At 45.4% G+C, this 22,876-nt stretch carries 17 protein-coding genes; 1 reads left to right on the top strand and 16 read right to left on the bottom strand.

The window, feature by feature from the left end:
* Positions 1-101: 101 nt before the first annotated feature.
* The 10 genes from BK127_RS05335 to BK127_RS05290 form a co-directional block, all read right to left on the bottom strand.
* Positions 102-1,109, bottom strand: a complete 1,008-nt coding sequence (locus BK127_RS05335) for a helix-turn-helix transcriptional regulator (protein ID WP_076228982.1) — start codon at positions 1,107-1,109, stop codon at positions 102-104.
* Between the two features lie 36 nt (positions 1,110-1,145).
* Complete coding sequence (locus BK127_RS05330; protein WP_076229266.1) at positions 1,146-2,141, bottom strand: ABC transporter substrate-binding protein; 996 nt, start codon at positions 2,139-2,141, stop codon at positions 1,146-1,148.
* Between the two features lie 166 nt (positions 2,142-2,307).
* Positions 2,308-4,875, bottom strand: a complete 2,568-nt coding sequence (locus BK127_RS05325) for a glycosyl hydrolase family 95 catalytic domain-containing protein (protein WP_076228981.1) — start codon at positions 4,873-4,875, stop codon at positions 2,308-2,310.
* Positions 4,876-4,942: 67 nt separating this feature from the next.
* Positions 4,943-6,757, bottom strand: a complete 1,815-nt coding sequence (locus BK127_RS05320; protein ID WP_256711203.1) for a glycoside hydrolase family 97 protein — start codon at positions 6,755-6,757, stop codon at positions 4,943-4,945.
* A 40-nt stretch (positions 6,758-6,797) separates the two neighbouring features.
* On the bottom strand, positions 6,798-7,817 hold the full coding sequence (locus tag BK127_RS05315; protein WP_076228979.1) for a Gfo/Idh/MocA family protein: 1,020 nt from the start codon (positions 7,815-7,817) through the stop codon (positions 6,798-6,800).
* 27 nt (positions 7,818-7,844) lie between these two features.
* Positions 7,845-9,428, bottom strand: a complete 1,584-nt coding sequence (locus BK127_RS05310; RefSeq protein ID WP_076228978.1) for a type 2 periplasmic-binding domain-containing protein — start codon at positions 9,426-9,428, stop codon at positions 7,845-7,847.
* Positions 9,429-9,467: 39 nt separating this feature from the next.
* Positions 9,468-10,355, bottom strand: coding sequence for a carbohydrate ABC transporter permease (locus tag BK127_RS05305; RefSeq protein WP_076228977.1), 888 nt, complete (start codon positions 10,353-10,355; stop codon positions 9,468-9,470).
* Between the two features lie 30 nt (positions 10,356-10,385).
* Positions 10,386-11,246 carry an ABC transporter permease gene (locus tag BK127_RS05300; protein WP_083689074.1) on the bottom strand — a complete coding sequence of 287 codons (861 nt, stop codon included), beginning with the start codon at positions 11,244-11,246 and terminating at the stop codon, positions 10,386-10,388.
* A gap of 214 nt (positions 11,247-11,460) precedes the next feature.
* Positions 11,461-13,179: a sensor histidine kinase gene (locus BK127_RS05295; protein ID WP_076228975.1), complete on the bottom strand. Its 1,719-nt coding sequence runs from the start codon at positions 13,177-13,179 to the stop codon at positions 11,461-11,463.
* The gene (locus tag BK127_RS05290) at positions 13,176-14,717 is read right to left on the bottom strand and encodes a response regulator (RefSeq protein ID WP_076228974.1); all 1,542 of its coding nucleotides are present in this window, start codon (positions 14,715-14,717) and stop codon (positions 13,176-13,178) included. Before BK127_RS05290 ends, BK127_RS05295 begins: the two co-directional genes overlap by 4 nt.
* Positions 14,718-14,832: 115 nt before the next feature.
* Here BK127_RS05290 and BK127_RS05285 point away from each other — a divergent pair, with 115 nt between their 5' ends.
* Complete coding sequence (locus tag BK127_RS05285) at positions 14,833-16,590, top strand: sulfatase family protein (protein ID WP_372237343.1); 1,758 nt, start codon at positions 14,833-14,835, stop codon at positions 16,588-16,590.
* Between the two features lie 15 nt (positions 16,591-16,605).
* Here BK127_RS05285 and BK127_RS05280 read toward each other — a convergent pair whose 3' ends face one another.
* The 6 genes from BK127_RS05280 to BK127_RS05255 form a co-directional block, all read right to left on the bottom strand.
* Entirely contained in the window at positions 16,606-17,757 is a 1,152-nt protein-coding gene (locus BK127_RS05280; RefSeq protein ID WP_076228973.1) for a serine hydrolase domain-containing protein, read from the bottom strand.
* Between the two features lie 42 nt (positions 17,758-17,799).
* Positions 17,800-19,407, bottom strand: a complete 1,608-nt coding sequence (locus BK127_RS05275) for an ankyrin repeat domain-containing protein (protein WP_076228972.1) — start codon at positions 19,405-19,407, stop codon at positions 17,800-17,802.
* 50 nt (positions 19,408-19,457) lie between these two features.
* Positions 19,458-19,739: a YkgJ family cysteine cluster protein gene (locus tag BK127_RS45665; protein ID WP_341165264.1), complete on the bottom strand. Its 282-nt coding sequence runs from the start codon at positions 19,737-19,739 to the stop codon at positions 19,458-19,460.
* A gap of 176 nt (positions 19,740-19,915) precedes the next feature.
* Entirely contained in the window at positions 19,916-20,119 is a 204-nt protein-coding gene (locus BK127_RS05265) for a hypothetical protein (RefSeq protein ID WP_076228970.1), read from the bottom strand.
* A gap of 254 nt (positions 20,120-20,373) precedes the next feature.
* The gene (locus BK127_RS05260) at positions 20,374-21,267 is read right to left on the bottom strand and encodes a peptidylprolyl isomerase (RefSeq protein WP_076228969.1); all 894 of its coding nucleotides are present in this window, start codon (positions 21,265-21,267) and stop codon (positions 20,374-20,376) included.
* Positions 21,268-21,625: 358 nt separating this feature from the next.
* Positions 21,626-22,834, bottom strand: a complete 1,209-nt coding sequence (locus tag BK127_RS05255) for a multidrug effflux MFS transporter (protein WP_076228968.1) — start codon at positions 22,832-22,834, stop codon at positions 21,626-21,628.
* Between the last annotated feature and the right edge of the window lie 42 nt (positions 22,835-22,876).

Genomic DNA, 22,876 nt, shown 5'->3' with positions numbered 1-22,876 from the left:
GCTTCTACCTGCAGCCGGATTACTTTGCTGGTTAATGGGAACCGACATATAACAAAAAAACTACTCGAAGGAGCAGTTTCAAGTGCAATTCTATTCACCTATTAATAGGACTCACGCAAAGCGGAAGAGCTTCGAACAAAAACTCCGGGATTGACCCCATACTTCTCCCGGAATACTTCCGAAAAGTAACTGGAATTGGAATAACCGACCGCAAATGACGTTTCGCTCACGTTCATCTTGCCCTGCTCCAGCAAAAGAAAGGCCTTTTCCAACCGCTGCTCGCGCAAATACCCGAATACGGTCGTTCCATACATTTCTTTAAAACCGCTCTTTAATTTAAAATCATTCAGACCAATCATCCGTGATAATTCGAGCAGCGTGGGCGGGTCTACCATACGGTCCAATATAATATCCCTCGCACTCTGGATTTTGTGCATATCACTCTTGGACAACTTAGGAAATTCCGGATTGCAATCAACCAAAAAAGATCGAAAGGCCAAAGATAGAAGCTCCAGTACACTGCACTCCATCTCAAAATTTCGGGTGTGTTGTCCTGTAGCAGCTTGCATCATTCGTTTCACAACAACGGTAGCGGCTGGATGAGTCGTTTCTTGAAAAATGCGATAGGGCCGATTGCCAAGAAGCTGAGAAAAATCGACCGATCTCTCCCCGCCAGCTTCCTCCATAAAATGATGAAAGGTCGAAACCGGAATCCCGATACCGAGCATTAGAAAAGGCTGATTGCCATCGAATTCGAAGTGTACATCCGCATGATTCATAAATTGCAGGGTACAATTTCCCGGAACAAACTCATGGCGTATTCCTGCAACACTCACTTCTCTTGCCCCTTGTAAGCAATAATTAAGCTCTACCATAGCGGTTTCGGTGAAAAGCTTCATGGCGTGATTGCGATACAAGGTGTAGTCAGAAATAACCACTTCGATATCGGTACGAGGGACAAAGCGACGAATAACCCCTTCCCCCATTTGTGAATGGAGCGTCATCTGTTCCGTATGATTTACATTGTTCCTCTGCAGCTCGAACCCGTCGAAAAAAAGGTTAAAGTTTTGATGAAAGTCTGACCTATTCCTATATCCTGCTTTTGTCATATCATCCTCTTTCTTATTGCTTTGATGTCATCGGCCTTACCTTTTGATTGGTTTCGTTATATCGCCCGCAATCTGCTCCATAACTGCCTTCTTCCCCATCGCAAAAAAGGCTTCGTTATAATTTTGCCTGCTTGTCATCCTGTATACATGTCCGGATTTGACAGCTTTGAGGCTGCTCCAGATTTTGCTTTGTTCCAGCACATTTTGCTCTCCGTCTGTGAGTAAAATCAAATGATCCGGATCATACGTGGAAAGTCCCTCAAGGCTCATCACCTTCCCACCCCACGGATCGGGTTCCGGCGTCCCCGGCGCTTTGGGCAGTCCAAGATCATTAAAAACGATATCGGCCAATCCTGTGCGGGCATAAATCCGAATTTCCTTCTGCGTGGACTCGATCACCCCAAACGTTTCCTGCTTGGTGACATCGGTAATTTGATCATGCAATTGTTTGGCGAGTTGATCATAAGCCTTCAGCCATGCCTCCATCTCACCCTTTTTATCGAGCACCTCCGCTACAAATGCAAATCGTTCCCGATAAGCGTTAAAACCATACGGCACTCTCACCGTTGGAGCAATCTTGACCAGTTGATCATAAATCTTCTCTTGTGTAGGTCCTGCCAGGATCAGATCGGGATTCGCCGCCATGACAGCCTCTATGTTGATTTCGGTTTGAAACCAGCCTGCAATACTAACGTTTGTCTGCAATTTGCCGGAGAGAAGCGGCGTAAGCTTCCCGGGGTTCCCCATATCGGTATTGCCAGTCAGTACAGGTTGAAATCCAAGAAGCAGCAGTTCTTCTGTGGAACCGGAAATATCTGCGATTCTCACGGGTTTGGCAGGAATGACTACATTTCCCTTAGTGTCCTTAACGGTACGCGTCTGCGCCGTCGCTGCTCCATTGGAAGCTGATGGGGAATTCACGGATCCAGACGAAGCTTCACCTATGTCATGGTTTGGACTGCCACATCCGTACAGCAAAAACACCATCAACACAGCGACACCAGCAAGCGATATTCTCTTAACGCCTAGCATATTCACAACCCTTTCCATCCTCTAAGTGATAACCATTCTCAATGTAATACAGTTGATTATAATTCATCACAAAGATCCAAACCACCTGTAGACGGATCGTTTAGCGGTTTGGCGGATTATATTTTTTGAAGATCACGCCCGCCAGCAAGCGGGCCCAGAGCTTCCGTTATTCCGATAACAATTCAAATTGATCGCCTGGCTCTGTTTCGAACTCAAGCAGCGTTCCATTAATTGTCTTTATCTTGTGTGCGAATTTATGCAAAGAAACGGGTGCATCACCCCAAGGGTTGCGGATTCTGCAGAGCCCACCAAGGGTTGAGTTGATTTGTACAAAGGGAATAACCCCATCGCGAAGCTGCGATGTCACCTGGAAGCCCCTGTGGCACCATAGAGAAAACTCACCCTCCCACCCTATAGGACACGCAGGAAAGATACGGATCACGGAATCTTTCCCTGGCCCCGAGGGCTGGCTTTGACACAGCGAAGACTGCAGTGCGGCAGCTGCATTACCTAAACGCTGTGCACTTATGCAGTTGACGCCTTCTCTCACTGTTAAACGGTTTTCGAAAAATTTGACCTTGCCCGTGTCTGTATAATAGCAGTATTCTTTGTCGGCATTGACACATTTCAATTGACCTAACACTGCCTGTTTAAACTCCTCGGCCAAGCCCATTTCCACAAGAACCCGTGCTGCAGCTGACATTTCGGATGCAGCATGACTCCAATCGCCGCCATATTTGTTTACTTCATCGTATTTAATAGTGGCCATCATCGTTTCGAACCTATCCGGGTTATCATAAGCGGTCTCCAATGTACATAGACTGCAGAATCGCCCCGGCCGCAAATCAGTCCCGCTCCGCTGATCAAGGACTGGGCCCAGCGAACCTACCCATACAGCACGTTCGTTATCTGCTGTCCGCAGCACGGCATCGGGATGATCGCTTGTAGGGAGAGGAGCCAGGTTGTCGTAAAACTCTCTCCATATGGGTCTCATTTCCTCGTCAACTCCCAAAATCTCCGATGCCCTTAGCAGCACGGGCATAATCCCATGCATCGCCGCCATAGAGTCCATATTGTCTTTACCGTCTATATACTTCTCGTCGCTGATTGTGTGATAAATATGATATTTCCCATCTGCCTCCTTCTTCAAATTCGGGAAGTTACGGAAAAACTCCGCGGTCCCTTTGATCAGCGAGTAAGCTCTGTCACGGAGCCATGTCTGATCCAAGGTGTACTCATAATACTGCCAGTAATGGTAAGCAATCCCCACCTGGCTGGCAAACATATGCGTGGTAAAACCAAACGGCCCATAGCCTCTGTCCGGATATACCAACTTGCCGTCTACGAACCGTTCCGCCATCTTCCAGTTCCATCTGCTCTCATGCGGAGGCTTGACATGCGCATATTCCTTAAAGCGGATGGACATCTGATCCCATGGCTTTCGCAGTAGGTAAAGGTCCCGCATCTCAGCGGCAATATCGTCTGGCAGCTCCTCCAATCCGCTAAATGAGACAACCTCAGGAATAAATATTCCCTTACTGCCCCACTGCTGTTCTGCAGCCCTCGCGCATGAATCGTACATGGCCGTATACATAGTAAAGTAAGGCTGAAACAGCTCATAATGACCGGATGGAAGAACGGCATTATAATACAGGTTCAAGTTATTCCACCAATGCATGGCTCCCCAGTGCCGCAGATCCCCCCTTGGACTGAGCAGCATCCCTCCGAAATTCGGCGGATATCGACCTTCTCTTGAGTTGGATGCCATCAGATAAAGGTAATACGTATAGTGCATTTCCACAAATTCAGCGCTCCCGTCCGGACTGCGCAGTTGAATATAGGATTGGCTCCAATACTTGTTCCACCATGCTGTATGCTCAGCAAGCATCTTATCAAACCCCGCTGTTCGAGCCCGTTCAACCTGATTTACAGCTTCAGCAACGACGTCCGTATGCCGGTCAAATGACGCAGCGGTACCGATGAACAGCTCGAACCTTCCCCTTTCCGGTTTAACGCATAAACGTATTTCCGTTTCATTTGGCTGCCCAAGAACTTTGGTTTCACGAAATGCACCCACAGGCTCCCTGCCACCGAATTCGTCATTCATTCTGGCTGCTGCGTCTCTACCGAATATTCCTACCACAAGGGCAGAGCTGCAGTAATAGCTACCTTCACTAAATTCCTGCTTCAAAACAATCATATCATGGTGAATGCTCAAGCTTGATATTGCCGAATGATGTTTGGTCACTACCTCAGCGGGTCTGAGCATTTTCAATTTGATATTAATCACCTGTGGCGCCTCTCTATGATCTTCAGCTCTGATAGCAAATACATCATCGTGCGCACTTGCGAACAGCTGTGCATTCACGCCGTCGCCTTCAATGCTTGCCAACGCATCGTAAAGGCTGAGATGTTGACGAATCCCTTCATCATGAAAAACATCCTGCCCATAATCGACGAAATCGATATCCACGAATCCGCAGCCGTATGCATAATCTGTGTGTCTCTGATTAAAGCTTTGGCTAGAGCCATCATTAGCATATACATCCACCCGGTTAATTTGGAGCTTGATCGCAGAGGGAGAGGTCCATACCAGACTGCCCATCCGTCCCTTACCAATGGGCAATCCCCCCTCGCTTCGTTTCACCGTATGCTCATAATGCAGATCTCCCCGCGATACGAGCCTGCGATAATCCAAATGCGGATTAAATAAAGTATTTTCTACCTTTCCCATGCATGCTTCACGCTCCCGATTAATAATAAAAGTGAAGGCTAACGCAGGATTGCGTTAGCCAGTGTCGTTACTTTGCAGCCTTCCTTAATCGGATCACGCTGCCGCCGTTTACTTTCAGCTTCAGATAAAGTACATCTAGCTTCGTGACCGTCTCTTGTCGAACCGTAATTTCCGTTGAGTGCTTAAACCGGTAATGATCCAGGGGGCCAAACACTTCTTCGTAAATATCAGCCACGTATGTAACGCCCTCCTCCAAGAAGTCGAGGCTCACGTGAGCGGTTCTTCCGCTCGCCGCACAGATCGCACCTACAAACCAGTCCTCTCCACTACGTCTAGCCATCGTAACGAACCGTCCCGGGTAGCCTTCAACCATAAGCGTTTGATCCCAAGCAGCAGGTACCTGCTGAAGGAATGGCTTGCCAGCGCTCTCCTCGTAAGCTTCAATAGAGTCGGCAAAGCATTGAACCGCCGATTCGAACAGTACCGCCAATGCGAGCTGATGGCAGTGACCGGTACGAGTCAGCTTTGACAAGGTAACCGGTGTATAGTCCATCGATCCCACTACATTGCGGGTAAACGGCACGGTACAGTTATGCACCGCATTCGGTCCTTCATTCAGCGGATTTTTCCAATATTCCGCTCCAAATATGCCCTCTCGGGTCATCACATGCGGCCAGCGGCGCTGTTCACCAGACGGTTTGGAGGAGCCATGGTAATTAATCATCAGCTTATGCTCCAGAGCTATCTCGGCGATCATGTCGTACACTTGGATTCGCTCCTGGGCATCACTGTCGAAAAAATCGACCTTGACTCCCTTCACACCCCAGCCCGACCATAGAGCCATCTTGCTTCGGCATGTCTCTTCCTCTTGAAGCCCTTTGAAATGAGTCCATACCCAGATGCCAACACCCTTGGCTTCAGCATGTCGGATCAATTCAGGAACGTCAACCGTACTTTCCTCCCGATCCCAGCCAACGTCGACAAGGGAATATTCCCAGCCCATATCCGCAGCGAAATCAACAAATCTAACCTGCTGCTCATGGTCCCTGCTGGAGGCGCTGTCCGAATGCCATGACCAAGCAGAGCGACCCGGCCGGATCCATGACGTATCCTCCACTTCCGACGGCGGGTTCAAATGAAAAACCACCGTTGATTCGACAATCGTTGATAACTCGTCGCCGATAATGGCGACCCTCCATGGGGTAGCAAAAGGGCCTTCCGCTACATTCGGTCCCGATTGATCGGGTGCATAGGCAAGCTCAAGCATATGTGAATGCTCCTTGCTCACTTTCACATGCGATGCGCAATAGCTTCCGAACACGGACGCTTCGCTGAGCAGCATCCAACCGTCGTTCCCAATCTGGAACAGCATAGGCAACCCATAATCGTCCTCATCCATCAGTTCAAGCATGCTGTGGTCATAAGTCCGTTCATAACACTCCATGAACTTCTGCGCCCATACATTAACAAGCCGATCCTGAGGCAAAGCGAATCCCGTTGGCTCTGAGCTTATCTGCAATTGGCCCTCTCCGGGAAATTGGAAGCGGAACGCAACGGCCTCGTTATAAGCTCTACAGATCAACTGCAGCATGTGGCCTTCCTTGCTGAAATTAAGGGTCAATTCATTGGCTTGATTGATATAGTGTTTCTTTTTCCCATGCGGCAGCATATAGGTTTCATTAATCTCAACCGTGGATGTGTTCACAAAGGATAATCCGTCTGTACAAGCAATTCGATCTGTCACGATGCCCAGCGGAGAAGCCTGCAGCATGGCAACTGCATTTTTGGTAATATCGTAGGTCAGTCTTCCTTGAGAATCCAGCAGCACGTTGATTTGCAATCGGCTATCCGGGGATGAAAGCTGCCAGCTTTGTTTTGAAATAGCTTCTATAGCCTGATTTATGGTAACACCTTCCCAATTTTTATGGATTCAGCGCTTGAAGGTAGTCGTCATATGCCACCCGTTCATTGCGGTGAATGGATTGGATGACCGTATGCACCATAAGATGGCTCTTAATATTGTCCATCAGATCGGTATCGGGTCGCGTATCATGCCGTATCGAATAAATGAACTGGTGCAGCGAATAGCCTTGACTGCTGTACTGCATTTGGGGTAAAGGAAGATCCTGCCTCTCTCCACCCTTCCCGCTCAAATACGGAATATCATTACATAGCTCGACTGCGCCTTCACTTCCAGTTATGCGGATCTCACCGTTCCAGGTAGTGGAAGATCCGAAGTCGGACAAGCTTCCGAAGTAATTCATCAGTACGCCCTTAGGAAATTCGAAGATTGCACTGCCCACTGTAATGCCTTCACACCAGCTCCAGGATGGACGAATGCCATGTGCGGTGACATACTCTGGCTCAGATTCCAGTAAATATCGGATCAGATCGAAGTGGTGAATGCTGACATCAGTGAACAAAAATTCCCCGGAATGTACGCGCCATGTATCGACATTCGAATTGTGCAGCCTTCTGAAGTTATAGTCGATATATCCGATGTCTCCAATGGAGCCGTTCGCAATTGCCTGCTTCATCGCCTGAATCTCGGGGGTCCAGCGATAGTTCTGATTAATCATCACTTTCTTGTCATATCGCTCATACTTGCGAACAAACTCCACTGCGTCCTCGAATGAATAAGTAAGAGGTTTCTCCAGAAATATATGAAGGCCTGCTTTCATCACATCGAAGGCAATTGTCATGTGCGTCTGCGGTGGCGTAATGATCATGACTGCATCCGCCTGTACGCTGCTCAGTGCCTCATTATGATCGTGGAACATCGGTATGGCCTTGTCTTGTAGAAGCTCTCCCGCATATTTCAAATTTTCATCGGCAACATCCACGATAGCTACCAGATCGACATCCGGTTCCTTAAGTACAGTTTTCAGCCAGGATCTGCCGAATCCCCCAACGCCGATTTGAATCACTTTTAATGGTTCCAAAGCCGTCCACCCTCCCCCATCAGCATATTACTTCTTGAAGTTCTCCTCGTACTTCTTCTGGGCCTCTTCCATTACCTTGGAACCGCCCGCTTTTTTCCACTCTTCAACATACTTATCAAAATCACTGACAGGTCGCTGTCCGGTAATCATATCGATAAAATATTTTAGCGTCATTTGATCAAGCGTATCGATATTTTCGTTATATGCGGGTATTTGAATCGGCTGTAAAATATCATATTTACCTTTACCTATATGTTCATTTGCTCTGCGGATAGGCATCATCTCATTAAGGGTCATGTACGGAGTTTGAAATTCATAATCGTTGAATGATTTACCTACGAACGTATACTGCTGTCCAATCCCGAACTTGATCTGTTCCTCTTCTTTATCATAAGGAGGCAGGTAAATATAATCGCCTTTATCACCCTTTTTGTAGGTTTTTCCTTTTTCTCCGTAAACGATATTTTCAAATGTCTCCGCATCGAAGGCAGTTGCATCGGCAACCTGCAAATATTTGGCCATCTTTCCTTTATCTTTTTCCATATGCTTGCCGAATTGTCCACCGGAGCTTGCAATCGGATTTAACTGCACGGTGCCCTGCTGACCGTCCGGTCCCTTAGGCCCCGCTGTCAATAACCAGCTGGCATTCGGCACATTGGCACGAAGCTTCTCATAATACTTGCCATCAAAAAAAGCCGCCCTCTGTATAAACTGATACCAGGAACCAGTGACAATTCCGACTTTGCTGGAAATGACCTTATCGTCCACATTCGGGCCTTTATTCAACACGAATTCGGGATCGATCAGCTCCTCCTTGTACCATTTATTGAGCAGCGCAAGAGCCTGCTTGGCACCTGGCTCAATTTCACCCCGAATAATCTTACCGTTCTTATCGGTAAACGTACCGGGGAACACTCCGAATGCACCAAATACAGGACTGAATATATCTTTAATCCCTGCAGCTTGACCTGTCCATCCGTACGTATCCTTTTTGCCGTTCTTGTCGGGATCATTGTTGCGGAATTTGCGCATGGCATCTTCAAATTCTTCCAATGTCTCGGGATTTTTCGTAATCCCTACATTGTCAAGCCAGTCCTTACGGAGACTTACGACAGTACGGTCGGGACCCAGCGTCTGGATGATCGGCATCGAATAGTTTTTGCCGTCTCTTCGGTACAGCTTCAACGGATCATCACCGAGGTGCTTCTTCAGCCAGGCCCAATAACGCGGGGCGTTTTTCTCGATAAGCTCCTGGGGAATCTCCGCTACTGCGCCCTGATTGACAAGCTTTTCGTATTCGGGAAAGCCCAGGTCCACCCATACATCCGGAATTTCCCCGGAAGCCACCTTCAGCAGGAGCTCATCCTTGAAATTATCCTTGGATCTTGGAAGCTGCTCCACTTCAACGTTGAATTTTTGCTGTACATATTTAACGGCGTATGAATCCTTGACCGTTTTATCAAAATTTTGATTCAGATAGGTCAGCTTGTATTTTTTGTCTGCCTGGGGTGCTTCGGTTTTTTCCCCGGCTGTGCTTGTTTCCGAACTGCAGCCTGCAAGAACTGCTCCCATTAAGACTGCACTTAACGTCAACGGCATTATTATTTTCATAAAAACCACCCTTTCTTTAGTCGTATTCTGGAATCTTAATCACCCTTTAACCGCACCGATCATGATGCCTTTGACAAAATACTTTTGCACAAAAGGATAGATCACGAGCATCGGCAGGACCGAGAACATGATGACTGTAGCCTGCAGCTGGCGCGTGGAAAACATATCCTTCTGATCAAACTGATACAGCATCGTGTTCAGCTGGTCCATATTATTGTCCACGATGATTTTTCTGAGCACAACCTGCAGTACCTGCTTTTTCGAATCGGTAATATAAATCATAGCATCGAACCAGGCATTCCAATGGTTAACCGCAATCCACAAGGCCACGGTAGCCAGCACCGGTTTGGAAAGTGGTACGATAATTTTACGAAAAATAAAAAAGTACCCGGCGCCGTCCACACGTGCAGATTCCTCCAGGCTGTCCGGTATAGACCTGAAAAAATTTCTCATTATTAATGTATTAAAGGCACTGATCATACTCGGCAGCACAAGTGCCCAGACCGAATTAAAGATACCCAGCTGCTTAACGAGCAAATAATTGGGAATCAAACCTCCGCTGAACAGCATGGTGAACAAGACGAACGAGGTGATCGTGCGATTGTACGGCAGGTCCTTTTTGGATAAGGGATAAGCGAACAACGCAGTGAAGAACAGACTGAGACCTACGCCGAGGATCGTACGCAATATCGTATTTCCATAGCCGGTCCATATCGCTTTATATTGAAAAATCACATGATAGCTTTCAAAGGAAAGCTTGCTTGGGAGAAGAAGCATACCAGTTGTGTATAAGGTGCTTTCCGCACTGATCGACGTAATCACTTGGTTCCAAAACGGATACAAGGTTATCACTGTGATCACGATCATGAGCAAATACAACGAGAATTCGCCTATCTTCTCTGCGGACGTTTTTTTCGTTTTTATCATAGTCTGCATGCCTCCATCAGATACGCTGAATTACCAAATGGTATGATCCTTTCCTCCCATCATATGCACTGCTTTATTGACGAGTACGATGAGCACAAGAGCAACAACAGATTTAAAAAGGCCAACCGCCGTCGCGTAGCTGTAGTTCGTTTCCACCAATCCTTTTCTATAAACGAAAGTATCCAGTATGTCCGATACTCCATATACTTTAGGATTATACATGTTGAAAATTTGATCGAATCCGGCATCCAGTACGTGCGCCATCCGTAGAATGAGCATGATGGAAATAACGGGTAACAGCATCGGTATCGTAATATAGATCATTCTTTTAAATCGGTTGGCTCCGTCCATGATAGCTGCTTCCTGAAGCTGTGGGTCGATCCCGGCGATGGCGGCAAAATAAACGATCGAGCCCCAGCCGAAGCCTTGGTAAATGTCCGTGAGGATCAGGATCGTACGGAAATAACGGTCATCTGCCATAAACAATACCGGATCAGCACCAAACAGCTTGATTATGGCGTTGACAGGACCATTCAATGAAAAAATGCTGATAAAAATACCTGCCATAATGACCCAGGACATAAAATGCGGCAAATACGAAATCGTCTGGACCAGCTTTTTAAACCGCTCACTTGTAATTTCACTTAGCAGAAGGGCGAAAACAATTGGAATGGGGAAGGCGAATACGATTTTATAAAGGCTGATGATAAGGGTATTGTTCAAGACTCGATAAAAATTCGGATCGGCGAATACTTTGTAAAAATGCTCAAGTCCGACCCAAGGACTGGCCATAATGCCCTGCATAATTTTAAAATTTTTGAAAGCGAGGACAACACCGTACATCGGAACATAATGAAAAATAATAAAGTACAGCAGACCCGGCAGCAGCATAAAGTAGAGAACCTGATAATTTTTTAGCTTCTTTCTGAACTCACTTTTCGTCCTCGAGACGGTTTCAGTACTCTGATTGGCTGCTATGATTCGTGCAATAATAATCTCTCTCCTTTCCAGCTATATAAGTTATGAATGCGCATTCATTCTTGTTTATTAATATAGCACAGCGCCGTTTTATTTTAATTATCAGATTTTTTTGAAAATTATCGTTTTATTGCTTTCTATATTTGGGAATGGTCATGATCATTGCAGTCCCTTGTCCATATTCACTGAATACCGTTATGCCATACTCTTCACCGAACACGAGCTTAATCCGCTCATTCACATTTTTTAACCCATAGCCCTTGGATTGTTTAATCAAAATATCGTCCTGTATTTCCTTTGGGATGCCGGGTCCATTGTCTTCCACCACAAACTCGATCCATTCCTTATGGGCTCGAACGGTGATTATCAGCTGCCCTCTGCCATTTTGTTTCTGATCGATCCCATGCATGATCGCATTTTCAACAAGCGGCTGTATCGATAAATTCACCGTATCGTATTGATACACCTCATCATCGATATGATAGCTCACATCAAAGCTATGATCGTGCATTACGGATTGAATTTCCACAAACGACTGGGTGTTCTGCAGCTCATCCCTGACGGTAGTCATGCTTTCTCCCCGGTTTAGAGAGGTTCTGTAAAATCGGGATAGTGTAGTCACGACATGGCTAATATCGGTTGCGCCAATCTTCAGCGACTTCCAGTTGATGATAGATAACGTATTGTACAAAAAGTGAGGATTAATTTGGGCCTGCAGCGCTTTAAACTCTGCTTCCTTTTGAATAATTTTGTTTTGATATACTTCTGTCACCAGTTCATTAATACGAAACAGCATGCTGCCGAAGCGATTCGTTAATTCACCGATTTCGTCCCTGTTCTCGCTGCGTATGTCCAATTGCATATTTCCGTACTGAACTTGTTTCATCAGTTTGTTCAAATGATAAATCCGTTTGATCATGGTGTGTGAAAATATCCAAATGAGCGCGAACAATATGGCGATACAGGCAATAAGGAGTATGACCGTTGCCTTGACAATGCTGGTAGCATCCATCGATATGTCCTGCTCCGGTATATAATAATGAAGCGTCCAATCGGAATGATGAAGAGGAACATTAATTACAATATATCGAATGCCCTCGATATCGGCTGTATTCTCAGGCTGTGTTGGCAGCTGTATGATTTGTTGTTGAAATATGGCAGCGTCACGGTGATTGAAATAGACGACATTGTGCTGCCCATCGGAAATAAAAAGTCCGTCACGAGCCGAATCAATCGAAGAGACCGACGAAAGCGACTCAAAAAAAAGTTCCTTGTTCAATTTCAAATACAAAATACCTTCCATATTGTTATAAAGTATTGTCGGAAATTGTCGATACACAACGAGTTCGTCATTATTATGATACCAACCCGTTTGCTTTTGCTGCATGGCAGTGTTATACCATAGACTATTACCCTTTAGTCTGTTCAGTGAAAGGATGGAATCGCCATATTCTGGCATAGTATCGGGCATATATACGGTGAGCTGCAGCATGTCTTTATTCAAGCTCTTGATCATGCTGAAATAAGGGTCCACATACTTTCTTAAATCTTCGGAAAGCAGCGTGAGACTTTTATATTGGGTACCAAAAATACGCTGAAGTCCTGTATTCATCACAACGGAGTCGACCGTTCGCTCGTATTGCACCGTCTTTTCGTTCATGCCTCTTGCCATCGTACCTACCGTATCCTGTAAGCCTTGGACGGCCTGCTTACGAAGAAACAGCTTGGACTGATTATAAGAATAAGTACCCAATAGCGCTATTGGAATTAAGCTTACGATCAGATAAGATAGAATGAGCTTTTGCTTGAAACGCATATTTCTGAACATGTGCAGTGGGTGACTCATACGGAATCCCCTTCCCTGTATTTGGCGGGGGTTTTGCCGTAATAATTTTTGAATATGGAACAAAAGTAAGCGAAGCTCGTATAACCCACCTCATTGGTAATATCGGCAATTTTCATATTGGTGGTCCGAAGCAGCTCACCTGCTTTTTCCAACCGATAGCTGGTTATGTACTTGATGAGACTGGAGCCGGTTTCTTTCTTGAACAGATGGCTTAAGTAGCTCGGAGACAAGCCTGCTTTGTCCGCCAGGGATTCCAGGCCTATATCCTTTTGATAATCACGGTGAATCCATTTAAGAACCTCACCGATCACCTTTCTGGAAGGCTCGACTGCTGGCTTCGACCTCTCTTCAACCAGTTGGATCATTAAATCCTTGAGCTGCATCAGGCTGCCTGACTTAAATATTTGTTCGGCAAACCATTGAAATGACATGTTCGTGTCACGATTGAAGCTATCGACATATTTTTTGGCAACTTCGGCACATATGTATTTAACATAAATGGTAGATAATTGGTTGTTGAAGTGCAGCTCTGTAAACAGTCTCTCTATCGCGTCCAGTATCAAATGAGACTCACTGTAGCTGATATACCGTGATATTTCCTCAAGCATATTGTTGAGGTCCGCTGGCACATCCTGTAGGGATGTACACATAACCTCCGAAAACAATACAGCCGATGCAGGCAAGAAAAATTTGCATTCCAATATCTTCTCCATCTCCTGATATTCGGCAGGAACCAGTTGAAGATCGTTCAGTAAGCCACTGAATACGATCACACTATCGGCTTCGTAATGTGCTATGAGAAACTCCTGAAGCTTCTTTCCGTATGGCTCCAGCTGCGTCTTGTCCCAAGTCCCCTCTAACCGCACGAAAAGCACGCTTTGATACTCATTCAGGTTCAAATACATACAATCCCATGGGAGTGCACTTGTCAATTGCAATTGTAACCCTTCCCCGACTGTATCGAATAATTTCTTCCGTGTATCCAAAAGAAGGAGCCGAAATGTCGTACCCTCCTTTAGCCAGCCTTGATGATTCAGTGCAGTTCCAACCTTGTCTGCAGACTGGGTTCCATAGAGTAAATCAAACAGCATTTGCTCCTGCACATATCGATTCCCGATTTCGTACACTTGCTGCAACTGCTGCGATCTTGCCCTCTGCTCACGATCCTCATCACATAAACGGACAACCTCCGTAACCACCTCAAGAAACTCGGATACTTCTACAGGCTTCAACAAATAGTGGACCACCTGAATGTGGATGGCTTGCTTAGCATATTCAAAATCACCGTATGCGCTTACAATAATGACCTTAAGCTTGGGATAAAGCATCTTTGCCTTCGTGGCCAACGCTAACCCGTCCATGAACGGCATACGGATATCGGTGAACAATATGTCTACCTCATGCGTTTGCAAATATTCCAGCGCTTTGACACCATTTTCCGCTTCCTCAGTTTGTAGGGTCAGCTCTAGTTTTTCGATTAAAAACTTGACACCCTCCCGCTCGATTTTTTCATCATCTACGATCAAAGCCTTATACATCGAATCACCTTCTACTTCCAGTTTGAACTATAGTTCTGTGCAGGTTCCATTCATCTATCTTCATAGGACAAAAGCCTGCCGCATATTACTTAGACATGACATAAAGGCGGGGTGTATGATGACACGTATCAGGAACATTCAGAAGCCTAATTTTCTTGTTATACTCGTTGATGAGCAGAGGTATCCCCCTGTATATGAGAACCGTGACCTCAGAGAATGGCGTGCACACAATCTCGTTACGCAGGAGCTGCTAAGAACGAACGGACTTGAGTTCAATCGGCATTATATCGGAAGTGCTGCCTGCTGTCCCAGTCGAGCGACATTATTTACTGGACATTATCCGTCCCTTCATGGTGTCAGTCAGACTAATGGAATCGCCAAGGAAGCCTCCGATCCGGATATGTTCTGGCTTAACAGAAACACGGTCCCAACAATGGGCCATTATTTCCGGGAGGCAGGCTACCAAACCTATTATAAAGGGAAATGGCATGTTTCCTACGAAGATATTATCATTCCTGGCACTCACAATGGCCTATTAAGCTATGATCCCATAACCGGCATACCCAATAAGCAAAAAGAAGATTTATATCTTCATGCCGATCCTTTAGATGACTTCGGATTCTCCAGTTGGATTGGACCGGAGCCACACGGGAAAAATCCCCAAAATTCCGCCTCTTCAGCTGGAATTGGAGTCAGCGGCAGAGATGAATTCTATGCTGCAGAAGTGGTTGAGCTTATCGAATCACTGGATCACAAAAAACGCAACGACGGGCATCTAGAGCCCTGGCTGCTTGTAGCCTCCTTTGTGAACCCGCACGATATTGTATTGTATGGAGCACTGACAGCCCATAACCCTATGTTTAATTTCGCTGTGGAACCCATGCCGCAGCCATGCCCACCACCAACCATTCAGGAGCCTTTACATACAAAACCTCGATGCCAGGCAAGCTATCGTGATGTATATCCACGGGCGTTGCAGCCCATATTTAACCAGCCTCATTACAGTAAGCTGTACTACCAGCTGCAAAAGAATGCCGATCAGCAAATGCTCAAGGTTTTCGAATCCCTCACCAAATCCTCATTTTATGACGAAACGATTGTGATATTCACTTCAGATCACGGAGACCTGCTTGGCGCTCACGGTTACCTTCATCAGAAATGGTATTGTGCTTACGAAGAATTCGTTCACGTGCCTTTGATCATTCATAACAAACAATTATTTGCCCAAGAAGCACATTTCGATAAACTGACAAGTCATCTAGATATCATTCCAACCATGCTTGGATTGGCCGACGCCGATCTGGAAGGCATTCAAAATAGATTGCGCCAAAAATTCAGCGAAGTTCACCCCTTTGTCGGGCGTGACCTGTCACCCTGCCTGTTCGGCTTCGAGTGTGAACGTGCGGATGAACCGATTTACTTTATGACCGATGACGATGTGACGCGCGGCCCACATCAAGTAAATCCGCTGGGTATCCCCTATGCTTCCGTTATTCAGCCCAATCACATCGAAACCGTGATTGCCTGTATCACAAGAAATGATAAACAGCAATTGTGGAAATTTTCCCGTTACTTTGACAACGATCAATTTTGGAGCCATCCCGGTATCCGGGATGAGTCTTTCACTCCTGTTGGGAGTGTTTATCCGCATCCCGAGGGTGGCTACCAGACTTATTGCATCTCTATCAAAACAGAACCAGTCGCAGATGAATACGAAATGTATAATTTATCTGAGGATCCTCTCGAAACTCGCAATCACGCCCATAATGCTTTTGCGACAGAGGAAACGAAATCTATTCAGGAGTTTATGACACAACTTCTGAATGAGCAGCGGAAACAAAAGCGACTGGTTCCGCATCAATCCAAATCGTAATTGTAAATCATTTCTCTACTCCAACGCTCCATAAATGACGGCCCGCAGACGATTATGAATGTAAGGCTCCAGACTCGGCAGCATCTGCTGCATGTAAACGACAGATAATTGTTCCTTAGGGTCGATTAACACCCAAGAACCAGCAAGACCTGCCCAGCCAAATTCACCGATCGAGCCGTTAAGTCCGCCCTCTGCCGGGTCGATCAAGACTCGAACTCCCAGACCATAACCAAAGCCCTTCATCTGCAGCCAATTGAAATCCTTAAGCTGCTGGGGTCCCAAATGATTGGTTGCCATCAATTGTACGGTTTTCCGTCCAAGAATCCGCGCCCCATCCAATTCTCCGCCCCTTGCCAATGCCTGCGCAAATCGGCTGTAATCACCTATCGTTGACAGCAGCCCGCTTCCACCGCTTTCGTGAATACATCCCTGCTGATAAGGGGTGTCTCGCTCCGTATTAGGGGTTAGCGTACCGTCTTCTGCCCGGTTATACATCATGCTGAGACGGTCTCTTTTGTCATCTGGAATCCGAAATGAAGTATCCTTCATCTGCAGCGGCTCGAAAATTTCCTTCTGTAGAAACTCTCCGAAAGAAACACCGGACCATACTTCAATCAAGGCAGCCAGAACATCGTGGCTTGTACCATACTTCCAATGGGTTCCCGGATCAAAAGCGAGTGGAACCGTCGCTAGCGCTTTGGACAGCGCTCTCATATCCATCGTAGCAATGGCTTGTTCCATGATGGCGCGCGTTAGCCGTTCGGTTTCTGTACCATCCCCGCCGTAGGTAAGCCCCGAGGACATGGTGAACAAATCCTTGATCCGTATCGGTCCTGATGCGGGAGATATCGATCTTAATCCAAAATCGTTATATCGGTGCACCGATATATTTTTAAATTCCGGCAAGTAATCCTCCAGTGGATCGTTTAACATGTAGATTCCTTTTTCGTAAAGCATGAGAGCCGCGGCGCAGGTCAGCACTTTGGTCATCGAGTAGATCCGATAGATCGTATCTGAATCAAGCTTCTTTTTCTTGTCCAAATCTGCATAGCCAAAGCTTTCCTGATACAATACCTCTCCACTTCTGACAACTGTAATGGCGCAACCGGCAGGTCCTTTTTCCATAAAGCTCTTCAGCAAAGGCGTCAAGCGTTGTAAACGTTCCATTTCATTAGCCCCTTTCGAATTGGAATTCAATTAGTATAGTAATTATTTCCCCAGAATCTTTAGTAAATCAGCACTATTCTCACATCTGTTCACCAACTTGACAGCATCCGTAACTGGAAGCTTGTCCCCATCTATGGAGGCATAATAAGAAACCAATTTCGCACCGTTGGCAGCTAAAAATGAAGTGCCTGCAGCATCGCATTCTATAAGAGTTTTTCCCAATAAACTATGTGTAACATACGAGTAACTGTATAAACCATTAATGTCAACACCGGAGCGGATTAGATACTGGGCTGCATCAAATTTTTTATTTTGTATAGCGTAGACAATCGGTGTATATCCTCCTGCCTCTGAACCAAATCTGAGTTTGGGATCAGCACCATTCTCGAGCAAGGCTCTTACCAGTTCTGTCGTACCTTTTGCTAATGCAAATCCAAGAGGCGTTCCATTAAAACCATCAAAAGCAGATAAATTTATGTTCACGTTAGCTGCTTTAACTAACTGAGACACTTCCTCGACTTTAGGCAGAGAAAATAATTGTAAAGCAGCCATATCATAAGAGGTTGCATATTTTCTCAGAAAGTTTGCAATATCCGTAAACCGTTTACGATCATCATTAGCATTCAAGTAGACTGCGACAATGTATGGAGTATACTCATTTTTTCGTAACAAAGGGTTCGCACCGATCAGTATCAATTCTTTCACCATGGATAAATTACCAGACCGGATTGCCGTGATCAGCGGAGTAAGATCGCCAGCCGTAGCTGCAAAATCGGGCGATTGTCCGCATTGGGTAAACTTGTTAACAATATCCTTACGATCATTTCCAACAGCCATCAAAATGTTGTAGGCCACATTACGATCCGTTATGCTGTAGCCTTGATCTGTTAACTGGATACCTTTACAAACTGGTCTATCTAATGGATCTTCATAGGTGTAAGAGATGATTTTTACAAATTGAAAGGTATTGCTAGTAAAATTATATTCATACTGTGCCTCTCCAAAAAGGCCCGAGTGATAAATTGACTTATAATTCCTAATAAGCGAGCTTCCCGAAATATCTGCTCCGCTGAATGGATTCAAATCAATATCTTCCAACTTATGATCGGATATAGTTACCAGCAATCCAGAAGGCGCATTTTGATGAGTGAGCGATTTGGGGGTTATTGTGCTAAAATCTACGTGCTTCATTGACAGTTTCCCATCGATTCGAACAAGCGTAGATAGAAAAGAGTCCCCTCCAGAGCCGCCACTTATATTGTGCAGTAGCAATGCATGCTTCCCTTGTGACGTAAGCTGTACAAATGAACCATCTATACCATCAACAGCTTCTTCAAGCTTCTCACCGTTAGAGAGTGCTATGGAATAGTTACGTTTATAGCCTTCAGTTCCATGAACAACCGCCACGGCATCAAATGTTTTACCATCAAGCGTGACTTTGTAATGGTTACCAGATGGATCTCCAGTTGTGCTTGGATTGAATGTGGCAGCAGATGTGATTCCAACATCCGCAGTTGTGCTTTGTGTATTGACTAGATTTGGAGTCTCCTTACCAATTTCGTTGCTATCAATCGGCTTCGCCTCACAAGCAGCAAGCAAAAATACAAATACGAAGGCTGCCACAAACCGTTTGACAGACTGACCTAACAACAGAAATCCCCCTCATTCACAGTATGCTACCAGCAATATCTGATCTATGTCTATTTTGTTGATGCTGGAGTAGTTGCTTGCTCGAGTTCCGATAAAATATGGAAAGCCTCTATGTTGGATAACCCACACATATCTACGGAAGGTTGTAGACTGCTGCACACAGCCGGGCGTTCGGATGAACCGAATAATTTACATGTATTTTGATCGGAAAGCTGTATACATCGGACTCCTGCCGGCTTTCCATTAGGCATTCCAGGGATTGAGGAAGAAATTGAAATGACTATGCAGCAGGCCGCACAACCCAATCGGCATTCCAAAAACCTAGCCCCCACTCTTTTCCATTTTTACTTATTATAACATATCGCAACCCATAGAGAACCCCACGATAAAGCCAACTATTATTTCTGAACAAGACCGTATGATAGACAAAAAGACCCTCATTCCATATCCTCTCTTCTCTCGAAACTGGTTATTCGATGCCGAAAAGATCATGGAGTTGAGGGCCTTTTTATGCTGATGCTTGAATACTGGGCGTGAAATTCATACAATCGTCAAGTCTATTAATTTTGTTTTCTAGTCGCAGCAGCAGTTCATCCAGTTGAGCCATTTGGTTACATAGCTTCGTATGTTCTACTTTCATTGTCTGAATCATCAAAGCTTCTTGTTCATTGTTGAGTTTCATCTCTGTCAAGGTGCTCGTGTTGGTTATCATATGTCCTCCTCCTCGAAATGAACCACATATATATAGTTCTCCTTTAATGGTCTATTTAAGTGGGCTCTCATGTAATTAATCCTTTTATCCAAATTTGATGTCTCCACATTATAGCTCTGCACGGGGTGTCCTTTCAAATGTAGCAAGCCTGCTGCTTGGACTCAAACCCAAAAAGACGGCAACCGAGGTTTCCTTGTAAAAGGAGCCTGGTTACCGCCTACGGAATACTTGATCGTGCTAACTTTTACTGATGGTTAACTGGTCAAATAGTTCTCGATTGAAGCTCCCGCTTTCTTTTCCTCAAGCCAGCTCGAAGCTTTATCTGAAACCTTTTGCTTCAACAACGTCGTATGAATTTCTTCCTTTTTCTCATCCAAGGTTGGTGTAGTTGCCTGTTTATGATCGGTCACTTTAATAATGTGATAGCCGTTTGTTGTCTGAACAACGTCACTGATGGCTCCGGTCTCAAGCTTGAAAGCTGCTGCTTCAAACGGTTCCTCCATCTCGCCTTTAGCAAAGTAATTCAAATCTCCGCCTTTGCTTTTGGTCGCTGTGTCCAGCGATTTATCCTGAGCGATTGTGCTAAAGTCCTCACCATTCTTCAATTGCTGCTCAATGGCATCGGCCTCTTCTTTAGTGGCAACCAAGATATGCGAAGCTTTCACTTGCTCCGGTGTTTTTAATGTTTCCAGATTGGCTGTGTAGTATTGATTAATTTCATCATCGGTAACTGTTATTTCTGGCTCCAAAATCTTTTCAATCAGTAACTCTGTTTGTATACTTTGCTTTAGCTGATCGGATGTCATTCCGTAAGTGACCAACGCCTGATTAAATTCGTCTTCGGAAGCAAATTGTCCTTTGGTTGATTCAAATGCACTGTCGATATCCGTCTGCTGCACCTGAACACCTGCTTTTTTAGCTTCCTGCTGAATCAATTCCTGATCGATTAAATTTTGCAGCGTTTTTTCGCCACTCGAAGCCAACACTGCATTATATAGCTGTTCCTTGGCTATGGAAACTCCATTTACTTTTGCAACCGATTCTTGCCCTTTACTTACCGGAGGATATAGAAGCATATAGGTGACAAGGACGATTAACAATAATAAAGTTGAGGTGATCCATTTATAGTTCGTTTTTTTGGTTATCATAGTTAACTTCCTTTCTCTGGTTGAGTTTCTTCTTAGATGAGGTTATATATGACGATCAATAAGGTGATCATTATGAGAGAACGCAGTGGCAGCGAGTATTGGGAACTATAGGCTCTTAACATGAATACACCTCCTTGATGGATGCTTATCTCCGTTACGCTATGAATTATAAATCGTCCACCTGAATAAGAGCTGACCGTTAACTGAATGATTCCTGAATACAGAATAAACCAATCTTCCAAACTGGAGACATAACAAAAAGCACCGCAAAGAAAAATAGTTCTCCTTTAACGATGCTTTATACGTCTGCCGCGGCCGACGATGATTCCTTAAGTTATAATCATCAGCTGAAGTCTCCTTATGCAGCGAGCTCTTTCCTTGGCCTTCTTACGAGACCAAGATAGGCAAGTAAAGCAATTACACTCGTAGAGAGGATAATTACGCCCAAGGGAACGGCCGTATGCTCACCTGCGATTCCGACAAGAGGGGAAACCACCGCACCCAAAATAAAAGGAATTAACCCAAGCAGTGCCGCCGCGCTGCCCGCGACATGGCTTTGATGCTCCATGGCCAATGAAAATGATGCTGTTGCCGTCATCCCGATCGAGGCTACAAAGAAAAAAAGTGGAATAACTAGTGCCCATAAAGGACCATGAACAAGAGCTGCAATTAATACGGCCGCGCTGGAGCATCCCGCTAACAGCAGTCCTGTCAGCAGGAAGCTGCGTTCTGAGACCCTGTGGGTCAGCCTGCCCACGATTTGAGAGCCGATGATTAAACTGATGCCATTCGAGCCGAATAAAATCGCAAACAGCTGCGGTGACGCCCCATAAATATTTTGGTAAATAAATGGCGTCCCTGAGACATAAGCAAATACTCCGGCTATCATAATACCTTGTGCGAGCGCGTAGCCGGCGAACTGAGGGTCTTTTAACAGCGATTTAAAATTTCTTAATACTTGCATAAAGTTACTGGGAACACGCTGCTCCACAGGTAAGGTTTCATCCAGCTTCCAGGTAGTCATGATGCTCAAGAAAATGCCGATTAAGCCCAATACAACAAATACGCCAACCCATGTTGTAAAGGAAATGATGCCACTTCCTACCACAGGTGCAACGAGCGGAGCCAAATTGCTTACCAGCATGAGCAAGGAAAAAAACTTTGTTAACTCATGGCCGTTATAGACGTCGCGAACAATGGCTCTCGAAATAACGATACCTGCAGATGCAGCAAAGCCTTGAAGAAACCGGACGACGATAAAAAATTCAATGTTCGGTGCGAGGGCACAGGTGAACGAAGCTGCCAAATATAAGATCATACAAATCAACAGCGGCTTGCGTCTTCCATGTACATCGCTTAAAGTTCCCATCACCAATTGTCCCAGACCGAGTCCTAACAGACATGCCGTTAAGCTAAGCTGCACCAGTGAAGCTGTTGTACCGAATTGTGCTACGATTTCAGGGAATGAAGGTAAATACATATCTATGGTAAAAGGCCCCAGAGCTGAAAATGTACCCAATAGTAATGCAAAACGCAGTTGATTTCGTTTCTTTTTCTCTATATTCATCGTATGCTTCTCCTTGTTATCCACCCTAAGTTTATTGCAGAT

This window comes from Paenibacillus sp. FSL H7-0331 (genome assembly GCF_001956045.1).
This window is presented reverse-complemented; position numbering and strand designations above follow the sequence as displayed.

Coding starts and splice junctions, on each gene's coding strand:
- BK127_RS05335 (WP_076228982.1), bottom strand. CDS start 1,109: ATGACAAAAGCAGGATATAGGAATAGGTCAGACTTTCATCAAAACTTT.
- BK127_RS05330 (WP_076229266.1), bottom strand. CDS start 2,141: ATGCTAGGCGTTAAGAGAATATCGCTTGCTGGTGTCGCTGTGTTGATG.
- BK127_RS05325 (WP_076228981.1), bottom strand. CDS start 4,875: ATGGGAAAGGTAGAAAATACTTTATTTAATCCGCATTTGGATTATCGC.
- BK127_RS05310 (WP_076228978.1), bottom strand. CDS start 9,428: ATGAAAATAATAATGCCGTTGACGTTAAGTGCAGTCTTAATGGGAGCA.
- BK127_RS05305 (WP_076228977.1), bottom strand. CDS start 10,355: ATGATAAAAACGAAAAAAACGTCCGCAGAGAAGATAGGCGAATTCTCG.
- BK127_RS05300 (WP_083689074.1), bottom strand. CDS start 11,246: ATGCTGCTGCCGGGTCTGCTGTACTTTATTATTTTTCATTATGTTCCG.
- BK127_RS05295 (WP_076228975.1), bottom strand. CDS start 13,179: ATGAGTCACCCACTGCACATGTTCAGAAATATGCGTTTCAAGCAAAAG.
- BK127_RS05290 (WP_076228974.1), bottom strand. CDS start 14,717: ATGTATAAGGCTTTGATCGTAGATGATGAAAAAATCGAGCGGGAGGGT.
- BK127_RS05285 (WP_372237343.1), top strand. CDS start 14,833: ATGATGACACGTATCAGGAACATTCAGAAGCCTAATTTTCTTGTTATA.
- BK127_RS05280 (WP_076228973.1), bottom strand. CDS start 17,757: ATGGAACGTTTACAACGCTTGACGCCTTTGCTGAAGAGCTTTATGGAA.
- BK127_RS05265 (WP_076228970.1), bottom strand. CDS start 20,119: ATGATAACCAACACGAGCACCTTGACAGAGATGAAACTCAACAATGAA.
- BK127_RS05260 (WP_076228969.1), bottom strand. CDS start 21,267: ATGATAACCAAAAAAACGAACTATAAATGGATCACCTCAACTTTATTA.
- BK127_RS05255 (WP_076228968.1), bottom strand. CDS start 22,834: ATGAATATAGAGAAAAAGAAACGAAATCAACTGCGTTTTGCATTACTA.